The following is a 14,340-nucleotide window of genomic DNA, read 5'->3' as shown; positions in this document are numbered from 1 at the left end:
GCGGCGGAATTCATCCGCCGCACCACACTGCGTTGCAGCGACCCGTGCGGCTCCCGGTTTCGGCGGTGCCCGCACCGGCAGAGAGCCGAGCGGCCCGGTCCGCCGAGCGGACCTCGCGACGCCTGCCCCTCCCATTCGCCGAATGGACGGCGACGCCGCGGCCCCCAGGAAAATGGGGGAAGGGGTTCCGGAAAGTCGGCCGAATACAGCACGGGTGAATTCAGGCCGCACCGCGCCGGCCACTCGGAACAGCCGGGCCGTGCCGCAACTCGGCGGTCCGCGACGGCGCCGGTGCCACGGAAGTGACGGCTGCTTCGGAATTTCTGATTCCAGTTACCGTTGCGCCGACCAGGGTCACTTGACGCGGGCACCTACAGTGGGTTGCATACGTTCTGTGATCACATACCGGACATCGGGAGCCGCGCCATGGACCCGGTGATCGTCGTCGGCGCGGGACCCGTCGGGCTGTCCCTGGCGCTCGCCCTCGCGGGTGCGGGCGTGCCCTCCGTCGTGCTCGACGAAGGGCCCGGCAAGGAGGAGGTCCGCCCGGCCCGTACCGTCGTCCTGCACGCCGAAACGGCGGCCATGGTGCACCGGCTGGGCTGTACGACGCTGCGCGACGAGGGGGCGTACTTCGCCGCCTGGCGCACGATGCGCCGGCGCCAGACCGACCGGCGGATCACCTTCGAGGACCGGCAAGCCCCGCTGCACCTGCCGCAGCACGCGCTGAAGCGCGGACTGCGCGGCGCCGCCGCGGCCCACCCGCTCGTCCAGCTGGTCACCGACAGCAAGCTGGACTCCCTGGAGCAGGACGGCCGGGGCGTCACCGCGCACACCCGGGGCGCCGAGACCACCTGGTGGCGCGGGAGTTACCTGGTCGGCTGCGACGGCGCCCGCTCCACCGTGCGCAAGCTGCTGGGCATCCGCTTCCCCGGCCGCACCGCCGTGGAACGGCACGCCGTGGCCGCGCTGCGCACCGAACTGCCCTGGCCCGGCGAGGCCCTGCTGCACCGCAGCCCGCCGCACGAGGTCACCTCGCGGCCGCTGCCCGACGGCGTGTGGCGGCTGGACTGGCTGCTCCCGCCCCGCGGGGACCTCGTGACTCCCGACGCGCTGGTGACCATGATCCGCGACACCCTCGCGGTGTGGTCCGGCGGCACGACACCCCCGTACGACCTCATCGACACCGGGGTCCACACCCTGCACCACCGCCTCGCCCGGCGCTGGCGCGACGGCCGCGCCTTCCTCGCCGGAGACGCCGCGCACCTGCTGGGCGCGCTCGGCACCCAGGGTGTCGAGGAGGGGCTCCGGGACGCCGAGAACCTGGCGTGGAAGCTCTCCCTGGCCTGGCACCAAGGCGCGTCCGAGGCCCTGCTCGACAGCTACGAGGGCGAGCGGCGCACCGCGGTGGCCTCCCGGCTGCGCGCGGCCGACCAGGCGATGCCTTCGCTGCGGGCCGGGGGCGGCCTGCGCACCTACCTCCCCGGCGCCGCTCGTTCCGCCGAGTCCCTGCTCACCGACGGCCACCTGGGGCGCGGGCCGCTGGGCGCGGAACCGACCTACGCCCCGCCGGTCGCCGTCCGCGAGGTACCGACGGCCACGGAGCCGGGCGGCCCGGTGGCGAACGTCCCGGTGACCGCGCCGGACGGCGCGACCGTGCCCCTGCGGGACCTGCTCGGGCAGGGCCGGCCGCTGGTGGTCCTGGTGGCGCCCGGCACCGGGGTCTGGGACCGGCGCCACTGGCTCGGCGCCGGGCTGATGCCCCGCCTCGCGGCGGCGGTGAGCGCCCTCCCGGTCCGCACCGACCTGCTGGTCGCGGACGGCTACCCGGGAGCTCCGGCGCACACCGTGCTGCTGGTGCGGCCGGACGGCCACCTGGCGGCGACCTTCGCGGGGGTCCGCCCGGCGGAGCTGTACGAGGCGGCGGACACGCTCCGGGCGGGCGCGCCCGCGTCCCGGGTGCCGGCGCCGTCCGCGAAGACACCGACGGTGTCGCCGACGCCGTCGCCGACACCCGCACCGACCGTGGTGATCGATTGACCGTCTCCGGGACTCCGTGGTTCACTCGCGGAATGACCGGCAACGACGTACGCCTGTGGCGGAGGGTCCATATGGACCTGCTCCGCTACGCGGGCTGCGTGTGTCGCCCTTCCTGCTGATTCGCCCTTCCCTCCGCGCGCCCCGTGCCGTCCACCGGCCTGCGCGCACCTCCGCGAACCCAGGAACGGTCCCCTTCCATGTCTGCATCCGCATCCGCACCCCCGTACGCCCCGGAGTCCTCGCCGGCGGCCGGGGGCCCCACCGCCGCCGAACTCCTCGACTTCGCCCTGCGCACTGCGGCCGACCCCACGATCGTGGCCTCGCTGCCGCTCGACCCCGAGGGCCGCACCTGGATCCGGCTGGACGGGCCCGGCGGCAGCGAGGCCTGGCTGATCGGCTGGCCGCCGGGCACCGGCACCGGCTGGCACGACCACGCCGAGTCGCGGGGCGCGTTCGCCACCGCCCGGGGCCGGCTCACCGAGCACTCCCTGGCCGTGCGCCTGCCCTCCGAGGGCTGGAAGTCCCTCGAACTGGCCCCTGGCGTCGACCGCCTCCGCTCACTGGCCGCGGGCTCGGGACGCGCCTTCCGGGAACACCACGTCCACGAGGTCCTCAACGAATCGCAGACCGAGCACGCGATCTCCGTGCACGCCTACTACCCGCCGCTCCCGCTGATCCGCCGCTACAGCCGCAGCGGTCCGGTGCTCAGCCTGGAGCACGTCGAGCGTCCGGCGGACTGGCAGTGAGCGCCCCGATCGGCATCGACGATCTGCTGGAACGGGTCCGTGCGGGCTACACCCGCGTGGACGCGCGGGCGGCGCACGCCGCCTCGCGTGCCGGGGCCGTCCTGGTGGACATCCGCTACCAGGCCCTGCGCGAGCGGGACGGGCTGATCCCGGGCGCGCTGGTGGTCGAGCGCAACGAGCTGGAGTGGCGCCTGGACCCCCGGGGCAGTCACCGCCTCCCCGAAGCCACGAGCCACGACCTCCGGGTGGTGGTGATCTGCAACGAGGGGTACGCGTCCAGCCTCGCCGCGGCCTCGCTCCACGCCCTGGGCCTGCACCGCGCAACGGATCTGATCGGCGGCTTCCAGGCCTGGAAATCGGCGGGCCTCCCGGTCGAACCCGCCTGACGCCCTCCGCCCGGACCCCGCGCCTCGAACACCGACCAAGCTGGATCTTCCAGTCCGTCCGGGGTTCGAGGCGCGGGGTCCGGGGCAGCGCCCCCGGCAAAGGCGCCGTACTACCCCTTGGCCGTGGCCACTTCCACCGGCGCCACCCGCAACGCCACCCGCCCCGGGAGGGCGGTGGCCGCCAGGGCCAGTACTCCGGCCACCCCCACCACCATCGCGTAGGCCACCGGCAACACAGCGGGCGCCGCCACCCCCGTCATGCCCACGCTGAACGCGGTCAGTACGGCCAGCGCGATCCCCGACCCCAGCGCCGTCCCGATCAAGGCCACCGCCAGCGCCTCCGTCCTCAGCATCCGCAGTACCTGCCGGCGCTTCGCCCCGGCCAGCCGCAGCATCGCGAACTCCCGGAACCGCTCGGCGGTCGACATCGCGAGCGTGTTCACCACCGCGATCGCGGTGAAGGCCAGCACCAGCCCCATCGCCAGCAGGTTGATCTCCGCCCCGGCGTCCTGCCGCTCGGCCCGCGCCGCGTCGGCGTCCGCCGCGGACAGCAGCTGTACCCCGGGGAACGTTCGCACCGCCGCGGCCAGTTGCTCCCGTCCGGTCCCCGAACCCGGTTCGGCCGCCACCAGCACCCCTGCGGCCAGTGGATTGTCCGCGTGCGCGGCCACCAGGCCGTGCGGCAGCGTCAGATCGCCGAAGCCGAGCCCCCGCGCGTACACGGCCGAGACCGTCAGCGTGACCGGGGCTCCGTCCCCCAGCGTCAGCTTCAGTGGGCTCCCCGGCTTCAGCCCCAGCGGGTCGGCGGCGAGTTCACTCACCGCCGCGCTCCCCTCGCCGAAGCCGTCCAGGCTGCCGCCCGTGACCTCCGGGTCCCAGGTCCGCGTCAGCCCGGCCGGGGTCACGCCCTGCGCGGCGTACTTCGTCAGCCCCACCCGTACCGATGTGTGCACGATCTCGGTGGCCGCCGTGACCCCCGGAGTACGCCGGACCCTCTCGGCGGCCTCCCGCGTGACTCCGGGGCCCTGCGCCGCCAGGACCCACTGGGCCCGGATCCCGTCGCGGGCCTGGGTCCGGGCGGCGTCCCCGAGGGTCGGGGTGATGAAGAGCACGGTGCAGGTCATGCCGATCAGCAGCGCGAGCGGGGTGACGGCGGAGGCCATGCGCGTGGCGTTCCCGCGCAGGTTGGCGGTGGCCAGGTGGCCGCCCGGGCCGGCCAGCCGCAGCGGTCCGGCGAGCAGCGCGGTGGCACCCCGTACGAGCAGCGGGCCGAGCAGCGAGACCGCCCCGGCCAGTACCACCACGGCGAGGAAGGTGACCGGGGTGGAGGCCGGCTCGGTGCGCAGCGAGCCGAGTACGACGACCAGCACCGCCCCGCCCGCCAGCAGCAGCACCCCGAGCCCGCTGCGGATCCAGCCGGGCCTCCCCCGCTCGACGGCGGCTTCGGCGAGCGCCTCGGCCGGGCGGATCCGGGCGATCCGGCGGCCGGTGATCCGGGCGGCGGCCCAGGCACCGAGCAGGCTGGCGGCGACGGCCGCGAACATCGGGAAGATGCCGGCGGTGCGCTCCAGGGTCACGGGAACGACCCCGCTGTCGACGAACCGGCCGTGCAGCCAGGCGGCGAGGGGCAGCCCGGCGAGCGCTCCGGTGACGCCGGCGGCCAGGCCGACGAGCAGCGCTTCCCTGCCGATCATGCGGCGCAGCTGCCCGGGGGTGGCGGCGATGGCCCGCAGCAGGGCGAGTTCGCGGTAGCGCTGCTGGACGGAGAGTGCGAAGGTGCCGACCACCACGAGGATCGCGACGAGCAGCGAGGTGCCGCCCATCGCGCCGCCCATGGACACCAGTTTGACGCGGGCGCCGGCGGCGTCGAGGAATTCGACGGGGCCGCGTTCGTCGCCCGTGGCGACCTGCGCGGTGGTGCCCCGCAGCGCCCGCTCGACGCGGGCGGCGAGCTCGGTTGCGCCGACGCCCGGCGCGGGCAGCACTCCGATGGCGCTGACCTGGCCCTCGCGGGCGGCGAGACGCCGGGCCTCGTCGTCGCTGAAGAAGAGCGCGCTCTGCTGCACGAGGTCGCCCCGGTCCGTCGTCGCGACGCCGCTGACCCGGTACGTCCTGGGTTCGCCGGTGGACTGCACGGCGAGTTCGGAGCCGGGCCTCAGCCGGGCGCGGGCGGCCAGCGCACGGTCGACGACGATCTCGCCGCCGCTCTGCGGGGCGCGGCCCTCGGCGAGGGTGAAGGGGGTCAGCGAGGCGGAGGTCCAGGCGTGCCCGTACGAGGGCACCGGCGCGCCGGGGGTCCCGACCAGGGGGACGGCCTGGAAGGTGAGCTCGGGGACGGCCCGTTCGACGCCGGGCACGGCACGGACCGCGTCCACGGTGGCGGCGGGGAGCCAGGCCCGCTCGGCGACGGGCTTGGCCTTGTGCTTGGTCTTGGTCCGTCCGCCCTTCTTCTCCTTGACCGTGGTCTCGTGGACGTTCTGGTCGGCGGAGACGAGGACCGGCGTGGCCGCGTAGCGCTCGGTGCCGATCTTTCCGCGGAGGCCCGTTTCCAGAAGCGTCCCGCAGGCGGTGATGAGGGCGGCCGCGCACAGCAGTGCGACGAAGGCGCCGAGGAAACCGGCCTTGCGGTCCCTGACGGTCTGGAGGGCGTAACGCAGCATCATGCGGCCAACTCTGCCGCCGCGCCCGGCGCGTGACACTGGCGTGCCCCGGCGTCCGGTCCCGGGGGCTACCCCCACCCCGGGCCCACCGGCTCACTCCCCCGGGTACCCGAGGTCGTCGGCGTCCTCGCCCTCCGTCTCCAGCGCGCGGCGCACCACCCGCAGGGCCATGCCCTCCGGGTATCCCTTGCGGGCGAGCATCCCGGCGAGGCGCCGGATCCGCTTGTCCCGCTCCAGGCCCCGGGTGGAGCGGAGCTTGCGTTCCACGAGCTCCCGGGCGGTCTGCTCCTCCTGGTCGGAGTCCAGCAGCTCCAGAGCCTCCTCCACGAGGGTGGCGTGCACCCCCTTGGTCCGGAGCTCCTGGGCCAGCGCCCGGCGGGCCAGGCCCCGGCCGCGGTGCCGGGACTCGACCCAGGCTCCGGCGAAGGCCGCGTCGTCGATCAGGCCCACCTCCTCGTACCGGGAGAGGACCTGCTGCGACACCTCCTCGGGAATGCCCCGCTTGTGCAGTGCGTCCGCGAGCTGGCGCCGGGTCCGCGGGCTCCCGGTGAGCAGGCGCAGGCAGATCGCCCGCGCCTGCTCCTCCGGGCTCTGGGGCGGCAGCTCCGGACGGTCCTCACGACCGCGCCGGCGCTCGCCGCCCCCTTCCTGCTCCCGCACGGATCAGCTCTTGGCCGCGGCGGCCTTGGCCGTCGTCTTGGCCTTCGACGCCGGGGCGGGCACGGCGGTGGCCGTGGCGTCGGCGGCGTCCGCCGTCTCGGCACCGGCCTCGGCGGCGTCCTTGCGGACACCCACGCCCAGCTTCTCCTTGATCTTCCGCTCGATCTCGTTGGCGAGGTCGGGGTTGTCCTTCAGGAAGTTGCGGGCGTTCTCCTTGCCCTGGCCGAGCTGGTCGCCCTCGTACGTGTACCAGGCGCCGGCCTTGCGGATGAAGCCGTGCTCCACACCCATGTCGATCAGGCCGCCCTCGCGGCTGATGCCCTGGCCGTAGAGGATGTCGAACTCGGCCTGCTTGAACGGGGGCGCGACCTTGTTCTTGACGACCTTGCAGCGGGTGCGGTTACCGACCGCCTCCGTGCCGTCCTTCAGGGTCTCGATACGGCGGATGTCGATGCGCACCGAGGCGTAGAACTTCAGCGCGCGACCGCCGGTGGTGGTCTCGGGCGAGCCGAACATGACACCGATCTTCTCGCGGAGCTGGTTGATGAAGATCGCGGTGGTCTTGGACTGGTTGAGCGCACCGGTGATCTTCCGGAGCGCCTGGCTCATCAGTCGGGCCTGGAGGCCGACGTGCGAGTCGCCCATCTCACCCTCGATCTCCGCGCGCGGCACGAGGGCCGCCACGGAGTCGATGACGATCAGGTCGAGGGCACCGGAGCGGACCAGCATGTCCACGATCTCCAGCGCCTGCTCGCCGGTGTCCGGCTGCGACAGGATGAGGTTGTCGGTGTCGACGCCGAGAGCCTTGGCGTACTCGGGGTCGAGCGCGTGCTCGGCGTCCACGAAGGCGACGGTGCCGCCGGCCTTCTGCGCGTTGGCCACGGCGTGCAGGGTCAGGGTCGTCTTACCGGAGGACTCCGGGCCGTACACCTCGATCACACGGCCGCGGGGCAGCCCGCCGACGCCGAGGGCGATGTCCAGCGCGGTCGACCCGGTGGGGATGACCTCGATGGGGTCGTTCGGCTTGTCGCCGAGGCGCATGACCGCACCCTTGCCGAATTGCCGTTCAATCTGTGCGAGAGCGGCGTCGAGAGCCTTCTCGCGGTCGGTGCCTGCCATGGGTTCCACCCGGTTTGCTTGAGTCGATCGCTTCACGTCACTGACGCTAATGCCTGCCACTGACAATGCGCCTCCACGAGCGTTTCGGCTGTGGATAACCCATCAGAATGGATGTTCGATTTTCCTGTCAAGCGCACCACGCCCGCCCCGCCCCCACCTGCACCGCTGCGGCCGAGCGCGCCGGGGAATCAGCCCCGACGCCAGGGCAGGCGCCGGCCGGTCAGCCTCGCGCCCCACCGCCGAGGGGGCGGTTCGGACGCCGCGGGAGCAGCAGCGGCATGAGCGGTGGAGGTCCCGGCGCGCGAGGCCTCCCGGCACTCGGGCGCGTGGGGACCGTGCTGCGGACCGCTGCCGCCGCGGACCAGGGTGCAGAGCGCGTGAGGGCTGCTCGGGTACGCCCCCCATCCCTCGAGCGGCGACGGGGCGAGCCTGTTGTCGTAGCCGCCGACCAGCCCCTCCCCCGTGTCCGCGAACATCCACTGGGTCGCGTACACCTTGTCCTCGTGCAGCCACTGCATGCGCCCGACCGGCCTGCTGAGCACGGCCTCGAACCAGGCCGCGCACCGTTCCGCCAGGGCCTCCGGTGTTCCGGTCGCACGGAAGAAGCCGCTCTCCGGCGACTCGTGGAGGTTGAAGAGCTGGTCGCAGACCCGGCCGGCCGACACGTCCGCACCCCGGAAATGGACCGCCCACTCGCCGAGCCGCACGTTCCGTTCGCCCTCGTCCGTGAAGGAGACGCACACCAGCAGGGCGGATTCGTCTTCCGTGCGGCTCACGCAGCTGTAGGCCGGCGGCACCCGCCAGGCAGCGGCACGGTCCCGCAGGGCGGACACGAAGGCGGCCTCGGTCGCGTCCAGGTCCGAGTCGTCGTCATGGTCGTCCACGAACCACCGGCCATCGAGCATGATCCGACTGTAAGCCCCGGCCGCCGGTACGACGGTCACGGCAGGTCGCGCGGGGTCCGCGGCACGGGCCCGGGCGGCGGCCGCGAAGGCGACCCGGCCGCGGCGCCACCGGCACCGGGCCCGGCCCGGCCCGGTCAGGTCAGGTCACTTGGTCGCCGCCAGGCCCGCCTTGATCATCGAGACGGTGCTCACCAGCTTGGGCAGGCCTTCCGTCTGGACCGCCCTGATGCCCCGGGAGACCTGGCTCCCGTCCTTCTTCGCGGCCCCGTCGGCGCATTCGCCCGCTCCCCGCCGGAACCCTCCGAGGGCCTCCTTCCAGTACCGCTGGGCGGCTTCGTCCGGGATCGGGTCGAGCTTCTCGGCCTCGGCGGTCCGGGCCAACAGGTCCTGACAGGCCGGTCCTTGGACGTCGATCGTGCGCATGCTCACCTCGTTGACCCGGCCGGCGTCCTCGCTCAGCTTCCTGATCTGCTCCTCGCCTCCCGAGCCGTACCACTCCTCCAGCCGCTCGGCCGGGGACCGGGAACAGCCTCCGAGCAACGAGGCGACGGCTGCGACGGTCACGACGGCGACGGCGGCGCGGGTCGCCGCGGGGACACGCACACGGAATCTCATGGAACCTGGAACCCCCCTGGATCGGTCCGACCGATGCTGTCAGGCGGGCTCCGGGCCCGTGCCCCTCGTGATGGTTTCGTGACGGGTCGTCGGCCGCAGGGAGATCGCCGTCCCGAGGGACTCGGCGCACAGGAACTTCGGCGCGCCCTCCTCGTAGAAGACGTCGAGGGCGGTGATCGTGAATCCCGCCGCCGTCAGCAGGTCCGGGGCGGAGCGGGTGAGGTGGCAGCCGCCCAGCAGCCGCATGTTCATCGGTTCGAGCCGTCGCTGCAGGCGGCGCACGCGCCAGTCGCCTTCCGGGGCGAGCCCGTGTTCGACGAAGTGCAGGGTGCCGCCGGGCTTGAGCACGCGGCGCAGCTCGCGCAGGGCGGCCATGGCGTCCGGGATGGTGCAGAGCGTCCAGGTGGACAGCGCGGAGTCGAAACGGCCGTCCTCGAAGGGCAGCGACTGGCCGTCCAGGCCGGACCGCCGGACCGGTACGGGGGCGCCGCGCACGCGCTTGGCGGCCAGCCGCCACGCGACGTCGGACGGTTCGACCGCCGATACACCCGTGACGGCCCGCGGATAGAAGGGGGCGTTGTGCCCCGCGCCGAAGCCGATCTCCACGACCTCGCCCGCGAGCCCCGCGCAGACCCGACGGCGCAGCGGCCGGGCCATCCTGGCCCCGCAGGCGACATTGAGGATCCGCGGCACTGCCTGCTCGGCGTAGAACCCCATGACGGCCTCCGCGTCTCGCGCTCCCTCCCCAGGATGACACCGCGGCCCGGCGCCCACGAACACCCCACGCGAGTGACAACCCAGGGTTGACACCCCTCGAAGTGTCAACCTAGGGTTGCACCTATGACGAACCCTTCGGTGGAACCCGTTCGCATGACCAATCCGGTACGCCTCGACGACCTGATCGAGGCCATCAACAAGGTCCACGCCGACCCCCTGGAGCAGCTCAGCGGCGCCGTCGTCGCGGCAGAGGCCCTCGGGGACGTCGCGGACCATCTCATCGGTCACTTCGTCGACCAGGCCCGCCGCTCCGGCGCCTCCTGGACCGACATCGGCCGCAGCATGGGCGTCACCCGCCAGGCGGCCCAGAAGCGCTTCGTCCCCAAGGCGGACAAGGAGGGCGCGGACGGCATGGACCCGAGCGCCGGCTTCGGCCGCTTCACCCCGCGCGCCCGCAACGTGGTCGTGACGGCACAGAACGAGGCCCGCGCCGCCGGCAACACCGAGATCCGCACCGAGCACCTGGTCCTGGGCCTGATGGCCGAGGCCGACGGCCTCGCGGGGCTCGTCCTGCGCGCGCAGGAGGTCTCGCCGGACGACGTACGGGCCGCCGCGGCCGCCGCGCTCCCGCCGGCCCAGGACGACCTGCCGGCCCTCGTGCCCTTCGACGCCTCGGCGAAGAAGGCCCTGGAGCTGACCTTCCGTGAGGCCCTGCGCCTGGGACACGACTTCGTCGGCACCGAGCACATCCTGCTCGCGCTCCTGGAGCTGGAGAACGGCGAGGGCCTGCTGAGCGGCCTCGGCCTGGACAAGGCCGCCGCCGAGGCGACCGTCAACGAAGCCTTGGCAGCCGTACTCGGCGGCGCGGACGAGAAGTAGAGGAGTCCGCGTCGCTCGTCAGCTCGTAGCGCTTGACGTACGCGCCGAGGAAGGCCTGGAGCGTGGCGACGGCCGGGATCGCGATCAGCGCCCCGACCGCGCCCAGCAGGGCGGTGCCCGCGATGACCGATCCGAAGGCCACCGCCGGATGGATGTCCACGGTCTTCGAGGTCAGCTTCGGCTGGAGGACGTAGTTCTCGAACTGCTGGTAGATCACCACGAAGCCGAGTACGTACAGCGCGTACCAGGGATCCACGGTGAAGGCCAGCAGGACCGGCAGCGCGCCCGCGAGATAGGTGCCGATGGTGGGCACGAACTGGGAGACCAGTCCCACCCACACGGCGAGCGCGGGCGCGTACGGCACCCCGAGGACCGCCAGCACGATGTAGGTCGCGACACCGGAGATCAGCGCCATCAGCCCGCGCGAGTAGAGGTACCCGCCCGTCTTGGCGACGGCGATCTCCCAGGCGCGCAGCACCTCGGCCTGCTTCGCGGGCGGCAGGACCGAGCACAGCGCGCGCCGCAGCCGCGGTCCGTCGGCGGCGAAGTAGAAGGAGAACAGTCCGATCGTCAGCAGCTTGAAGAGTCCGCCGAGCACGGTGGCGGAGACGTCGAGCACGCCGGACGCGCTGTTCTGCACGTACTTGCGCAGCCAGTCGGAGCGCAGCACGCTCTCCTGGATCTCCAGCCGGGACAGTTCGGTGTGGAAGGTGGAGTTGATCGCCTTGATCACCGAGTCGAGATAGCCCGGGAAGCCCTCGACCATGGCGACGATCTGCCCGGCGAGCAGCGAGCCGAGCAGTGCGAGGAAGCCCGCGGTCACGATGAGCACCGCGAGGAACATCACGAAGGTGGCGACTCCCCGGCGCATGCCGCCTGCCGCCATCCTGGCCACCGCCGGTTCGATCGCGAGCGCGAGGAAGAACGCGATCAGGATGTTGACGAGGAGGCCTATCAGCTGGTGGAAGGCCCAGCTGCCGAGCTGGAAGCAGGCCACGAGGGCCAGTACGAGGACCACGGCGCGCGGCAGCCAGCGCGGCATGCGCGCATCGTCCGGGGACGGGGCCGGGGCCGCACCGGACGGCGGTGGAGCCGGCGGCGCGGGCGGTCCCGGCCTGCCCGGCCGATCCGGCGATGTCGGCTCCTCCGCCTGCACCGGCGGTGTCACTCCCCGTGCCTCGGCGGACTGATCGGTCGTCTCTTCGCTGGCTGCCACGGCGCCAAGTCTGTCCCACGCGCGCCCGCCACCGCGAAAACAGCGCGCTCGTCAGCGCAGTGACGCCGGCACGTCCATCGCCGAACACACCGCGCGCCACACGTCCTTCGTCTCCCAGCCCGCGTCGAGCGCCTGGTGGACGGTACGCCCGCCCAGCTCCGTCATGACGTGGTCCCGCGCGAAGGAGTCGGCATAGGCCGCACCGAAGTGCTCCGCCATCCGTTCCCAGAAAATCGTCAACCGCATGCCCCCAGTATCCCGCCCCGGGAGAGTGCACCGCCCGCGTTAGGCCCTCCCCGCCGCACCGCCGCGTCCTACGTTGCACGCATGCCCGGAGACGAAGCTTCCCCGCAGACCCCCCAGCCCCCGCACACCCGGCCGTCCCCCCGGATCCCCCGGCCGGCACAGGACGCACGGCCCCCGCAGACGGCGCAGACCCCGCAGACCCCGCTGGCCCGCGCCGAGGGGTTCATCTGGCTCACGGCCCGCGTGCTGGAGCAGCGCCGGTTCGCCTTCCACTTCCTCGGCGGGGACGCCGACCCGGTGGACGCGGCCCTCGGTTCGTACCTCAACGCGGACGGCGGCTACGGTCACGCGCTCGATCCGGATCTTCGCGGTCCGCTCAGCCAGCCCCTGCACACCGCGCACGCGCTGCGCGTGCTCGACAGCCTGGGCCGCTGCGCCGGGCAGCGCGTCGAGCGGCTCTGCCGCCACCTGACCGGGGTCTCCACCGCGGACGGCGCGCTTCCGGTGGTCTTCCCGTCCTCCCGCGACTATCCCGCGGCCCCCTACCACCCGATGCACGACGACCCGCCGGGCGAGCTGCTCACCACGGGCCCGGTCGTCGGCGTCCTGCACCGCAACCGGGTCTGGCACGCCTGGCTCTTCCGGGCCACGGACTTCTGCTGGGACCGCATCGAGAACCTGCACCGCTCGCACCCGTACGAGATCCAGAGCGCGGTGGCCTTCCTCGACGGCATCCCCGACCGGGCGCGCGCCGCGGCGGCCGCGGACCGTCTGGGCCGGCTGGTGCGCGAGCAGCGGCTCGTGGTGCTCGATCCGGTGCGGCGGGCGGAGTACCCGGAGGCCCCCGGCTACGCCCCGGGCGAGCGGCTGTACCCGCACGACTTCGCCCGGCGCCCGGAGTCGCTGGCCCGCGGCTGGTTCACCGACGCGGAGCTGCGCCGCTCGCTGGACTTCCTGGTCTCCGAGCAGCAGCCGGACGGCGGCTGGCCGGTGCGCCGGCGGGCCTGGGCGCCGGGGAGCTCGCTGGAGCGGCGGCCGATCGCCACCCTGGAGGCGCTGCTCACCCTGCGGGCGTACGGGCGCCTGCCCGCCAGGGTCAGCCACCCAGGGCCCGTACCCCCGCGGTGACGACGACGGCGGCCGCGACCACGACCAGGAACGGGGCGCGCAGCAGCAGTGCCAGCCCGGCGGCCGCGAGTCCGGCGGCGCGGGCGTCGACGACGAGGGCGGACCCGGTGCTGAAGGTCTGCTGCGCGGTGAGCGCGGCGAGCAGGGCGACCGGCAGCAGGGCGGCCAGCCGGCGCACGAGCGGCCGTTCCAGGGCCCCGGCGGGGACGAGCAGCCCGGCCAGCTTGACGGCGTAGCAGCCGACGACGGTGAGGCCGATGGCGATCCAGACGTTCACGGACGGCGTCCCTTCATCCACAGCACGACGGGGGCGGCCAGGGCCGCGATCAGCACGGGCACCCCGGCGGGCAGTACGGGCAGGAAGCCGAGCCCGAGGACGAGCGCGAGGGCGGCGACGGCCCGCTCGGTGGAGGTCTTCAGCATCGGCGCCAGCAGCGCCAGGAAGACGGCGGGGCCGGCGGCGTCCAGACCCCACGCCCTGGTGTCCCCGATGGCCTCGGCGCCGAGCGCGCCGAGCAGCGTGGTGAGGTTCCACAGCACGTAGAGGGTGAGCCCGGTGACGGTGAAGCCGAGCCGGGCCGACTTCCGGTCGGGCTGGGCCAGCGCGACGGCGGTGGTCTCGTCGATCACCCAGTGCGCGGCGAGGGGCCGCACCGGGCGGGGCAGCTTGAGCAGCTGGGACAGCCGCAGCCCGTAGAAGGCGTTCCGGGTCCCCAGGAAGAAGGCCCCGGCGGCGGCGGTGAACGGGTTCCCGCCCGCCGCGAGCGCCCCGACCAGGGCGAACTGCGAGGCTCCGGTGAAGACGAGCAGGCTGAGCACACAGGCCTGGAGGGTGCTGATGCCGGCCCCGGCGGCGGTCACCCCGAAGGCGAACCCGGACAGTCCGACGGCCACCCCGACCCCGAGCGCGTCCCGTACGACGGCGGCGCGCGGCCGCTCGTCGGGTGTCGGTGCCTCACGTATCTCTGGCTCTGTGACCAGCTGGTTCTCTCCCACACCCCGAAACTACGCGGGGCCCGCCGG

16 protein-coding genes are annotated in these 14,340 nt (G+C 73.6%); 6 read left to right on the top strand and 10 right to left on the bottom strand.

What is annotated here, in order from left to right:
- The first annotated feature begins 426 nt into the window (after positions 1-426).
- The 4 genes from ACXNSR_RS28375 to ACXNSR_RS28360 all read left to right on the top strand — a co-directional run bounded on the left by ACXNSR_RS28375 (position 427) and on the right by ACXNSR_RS28360 (position 3,172).
- Complete coding sequence (locus tag ACXNSR_RS28375; RefSeq protein WP_458638199.1) at positions 427-2,040, top strand: FAD-dependent monooxygenase; 1,614 nt, start codon at positions 427-429, stop codon at positions 2,038-2,040.
- Between the two features lie 32 nt (positions 2,041-2,072).
- The gene (locus tag ACXNSR_RS28370) at positions 2,073-2,159 is read left to right on the top strand and encodes a putative leader peptide (protein ID WP_311318651.1); all 87 of its coding nucleotides are present in this window, start codon (positions 2,073-2,075) and stop codon (positions 2,157-2,159) included.
- A gap of 78 nt (positions 2,160-2,237) precedes the next feature.
- Positions 2,238-2,786 carry a cupin domain-containing protein gene (locus tag ACXNSR_RS28365; protein WP_458638198.1) on the top strand — a complete coding sequence of 183 codons (549 nt, stop codon included), beginning with the start codon at positions 2,238-2,240 and terminating at the stop codon, positions 2,784-2,786.
- Positions 2,783-3,172: a rhodanese-like domain-containing protein gene (locus tag ACXNSR_RS28360; protein WP_458638197.1), complete on the top strand. Its 390-nt coding sequence runs from the start codon at positions 2,783-2,785 to the stop codon at positions 3,170-3,172. Before ACXNSR_RS28365 ends, ACXNSR_RS28360 begins: the two co-directional genes overlap by 4 nt.
- Before the next feature lie 110 nt (positions 3,173-3,282).
- Here ACXNSR_RS28360 and ACXNSR_RS28355 read toward each other — a convergent pair whose 3' ends face one another.
- The 6 genes from ACXNSR_RS28355 to ACXNSR_RS28330 form a co-directional block, all read right to left on the bottom strand.
- Positions 3,283-5,835 carry an ABC transporter permease gene (locus tag ACXNSR_RS28355; protein ID WP_458638196.1) on the bottom strand — a complete coding sequence of 851 codons (2,553 nt, stop codon included), beginning with the start codon at positions 5,833-5,835 and terminating at the stop codon, positions 3,283-3,285.
- Positions 5,836-5,925: 90 nt separating this feature from the next.
- The gene (gene recX / locus ACXNSR_RS28350; protein ID WP_458638195.1) at positions 5,926-6,492 is read right to left on the bottom strand and encodes a recombination regulator RecX; all 567 of its coding nucleotides are present in this window, start codon (positions 6,490-6,492) and stop codon (positions 5,926-5,928) included.
- 3 nt (positions 6,493-6,495) lie between these two features.
- The gene (recA, locus tag ACXNSR_RS28345) at positions 6,496-7,611 is read right to left on the bottom strand and encodes a recombinase RecA (protein WP_458638194.1); all 1,116 of its coding nucleotides are present in this window, start codon (positions 7,609-7,611) and stop codon (positions 6,496-6,498) included.
- 188 nt (positions 7,612-7,799) lie between these two features.
- On the bottom strand, positions 7,800-8,516 hold the full coding sequence (locus ACXNSR_RS28340; RefSeq protein ID WP_458638193.1) for a hypothetical protein: 717 nt from the start codon (positions 8,514-8,516) through the stop codon (positions 7,800-7,802).
- A 144-nt stretch (positions 8,517-8,660) separates the two neighbouring features.
- Positions 8,661-9,131, bottom strand: coding sequence for a hypothetical protein (locus ACXNSR_RS28335; RefSeq protein ID WP_458638192.1), 471 nt, complete (start codon positions 9,129-9,131; stop codon positions 8,661-8,663).
- Between the two features lie 39 nt (positions 9,132-9,170).
- The gene (locus ACXNSR_RS28330; RefSeq protein ID WP_458638191.1) at positions 9,171-9,848 is read right to left on the bottom strand and encodes a class I SAM-dependent methyltransferase; all 678 of its coding nucleotides are present in this window, start codon (positions 9,846-9,848) and stop codon (positions 9,171-9,173) included.
- A gap of 123 nt (positions 9,849-9,971) precedes the next feature.
- Here ACXNSR_RS28330 and ACXNSR_RS28325 point away from each other — a divergent pair, with 123 nt between their 5' ends.
- Entirely contained in the window at positions 9,972-10,727 is a 756-nt protein-coding gene (locus ACXNSR_RS28325) for a Clp protease N-terminal domain-containing protein (protein ID WP_458638190.1), read from the top strand.
- Here the strand turns inward: ACXNSR_RS28325 and ACXNSR_RS28320 are convergent.
- The gene (locus ACXNSR_RS28320) at positions 10,681-11,769 is read right to left on the bottom strand and encodes an AI-2E family transporter (protein WP_458638189.1); all 1,089 of its coding nucleotides are present in this window, start codon (positions 11,767-11,769) and stop codon (positions 10,681-10,683) included. The genes ACXNSR_RS28325 and ACXNSR_RS28320 overlap by 47 nt on opposite strands.
- 225 nt (positions 11,770-11,994) lie before the next feature.
- Positions 11,995-12,189, bottom strand: a complete 195-nt coding sequence (locus ACXNSR_RS28315) for a DUF3046 domain-containing protein (RefSeq protein ID WP_030729208.1) — start codon at positions 12,187-12,189, stop codon at positions 11,995-11,997.
- An 81-nt stretch (positions 12,190-12,270) separates the two neighbouring features.
- Here ACXNSR_RS28315 and ACXNSR_RS28310 point away from each other — a divergent pair, with 81 nt between their 5' ends.
- Complete coding sequence (locus tag ACXNSR_RS28310; protein WP_458638188.1) at positions 12,271-13,317, top strand: hypothetical protein; 1,047 nt, start codon at positions 12,271-12,273, stop codon at positions 13,315-13,317.
- On the opposite strand, the gene ACXNSR_RS28305 is transcribed toward ACXNSR_RS28310, so the two are convergent.
- Both ACXNSR_RS28305 and ACXNSR_RS28300 read right to left on the bottom strand, forming a co-directional pair.
- Positions 13,286-13,594, bottom strand: coding sequence for an AzlD domain-containing protein (locus ACXNSR_RS28305; protein ID WP_030010743.1), 309 nt, complete (start codon positions 13,592-13,594; stop codon positions 13,286-13,288). The genes ACXNSR_RS28310 and ACXNSR_RS28305 overlap by 32 nt on opposite strands.
- Positions 13,591-14,280 (bottom strand): AzlC family ABC transporter permease, encoded by a 690-nt coding sequence (locus ACXNSR_RS28300; RefSeq protein ID WP_458643417.1) that lies wholly within the window; start codon positions 14,278-14,280, stop codon positions 13,591-13,593. The genes ACXNSR_RS28305 and ACXNSR_RS28300 overlap by 4 nt, the downstream gene beginning before the upstream one ends.
- Between the last annotated feature and the right edge of the window lie 60 nt (positions 14,281-14,340).

Source organism: Streptomyces sp. NC-S4, assembly GCF_054353315.1.
This window is presented reverse-complemented; position numbering and strand designations above follow the sequence as displayed.

What these genes read in the sequence shown, in the direction of transcription:
- ACXNSR_RS28375 (WP_458638199.1), top strand. Translation starts at nt 427, where the DNA reads ATGGACCCGGTGATCGTCGTCGGCGCGGGACCCGTCGGGCTGTCCCTG.
- ACXNSR_RS28370 (WP_311318651.1), top strand. Translation starts at nt 2,073, where the DNA reads ATGACCGGCAACGACGTACGCCTGTGGCGGAGGGTCCATATGGACCTG.
- ACXNSR_RS28365 (WP_458638198.1), top strand. Translation starts at nt 2,238, where the DNA reads ATGTCTGCATCCGCATCCGCACCCCCGTACGCCCCGGAGTCCTCGCCG.
- ACXNSR_RS28355 (WP_458638196.1), bottom strand. Translation starts at nt 5,835, where the DNA reads ATGATGCTGCGTTACGCCCTCCAGACCGTCAGGGACCGCAAGGCCGGT.
- recA (WP_458638194.1), bottom strand. Translation starts at nt 7,611, where the DNA reads ATGGCAGGCACCGACCGCGAGAAGGCTCTCGACGCCGCTCTCGCACAG.
- ACXNSR_RS28340 (WP_458638193.1), bottom strand. Translation starts at nt 8,516, where the DNA reads ATGCTCGATGGCCGGTGGTTCGTGGACGACCATGACGACGACTCGGAC.
- ACXNSR_RS28335 (WP_458638192.1), bottom strand. Translation starts at nt 9,131, where the DNA reads ATGAGATTCCGTGTGCGTGTCCCCGCGGCGACCCGCGCCGCCGTCGCC.
- ACXNSR_RS28330 (WP_458638191.1), bottom strand. Translation starts at nt 9,848, where the DNA reads ATGGGGTTCTACGCCGAGCAGGCAGTGCCGCGGATCCTCAATGTCGCC.
- ACXNSR_RS28325 (WP_458638190.1), top strand. Translation starts at nt 9,972, where the DNA reads ATGACGAACCCTTCGGTGGAACCCGTTCGCATGACCAATCCGGTACGC.
- ACXNSR_RS28320 (WP_458638189.1), bottom strand. Translation starts at nt 11,769, where the DNA reads ATGCCGCGCTGGCTGCCGCGCGCCGTGGTCCTCGTACTGGCCCTCGTG.
- ACXNSR_RS28315 (WP_030729208.1), bottom strand. Translation starts at nt 12,189, where the DNA reads ATGCGGTTGACGATTTTCTGGGAACGGATGGCGGAGCACTTCGGTGCG.
- ACXNSR_RS28310 (WP_458638188.1), top strand. Translation starts at nt 12,271, where the DNA reads ATGCCCGGAGACGAAGCTTCCCCGCAGACCCCCCAGCCCCCGCACACC.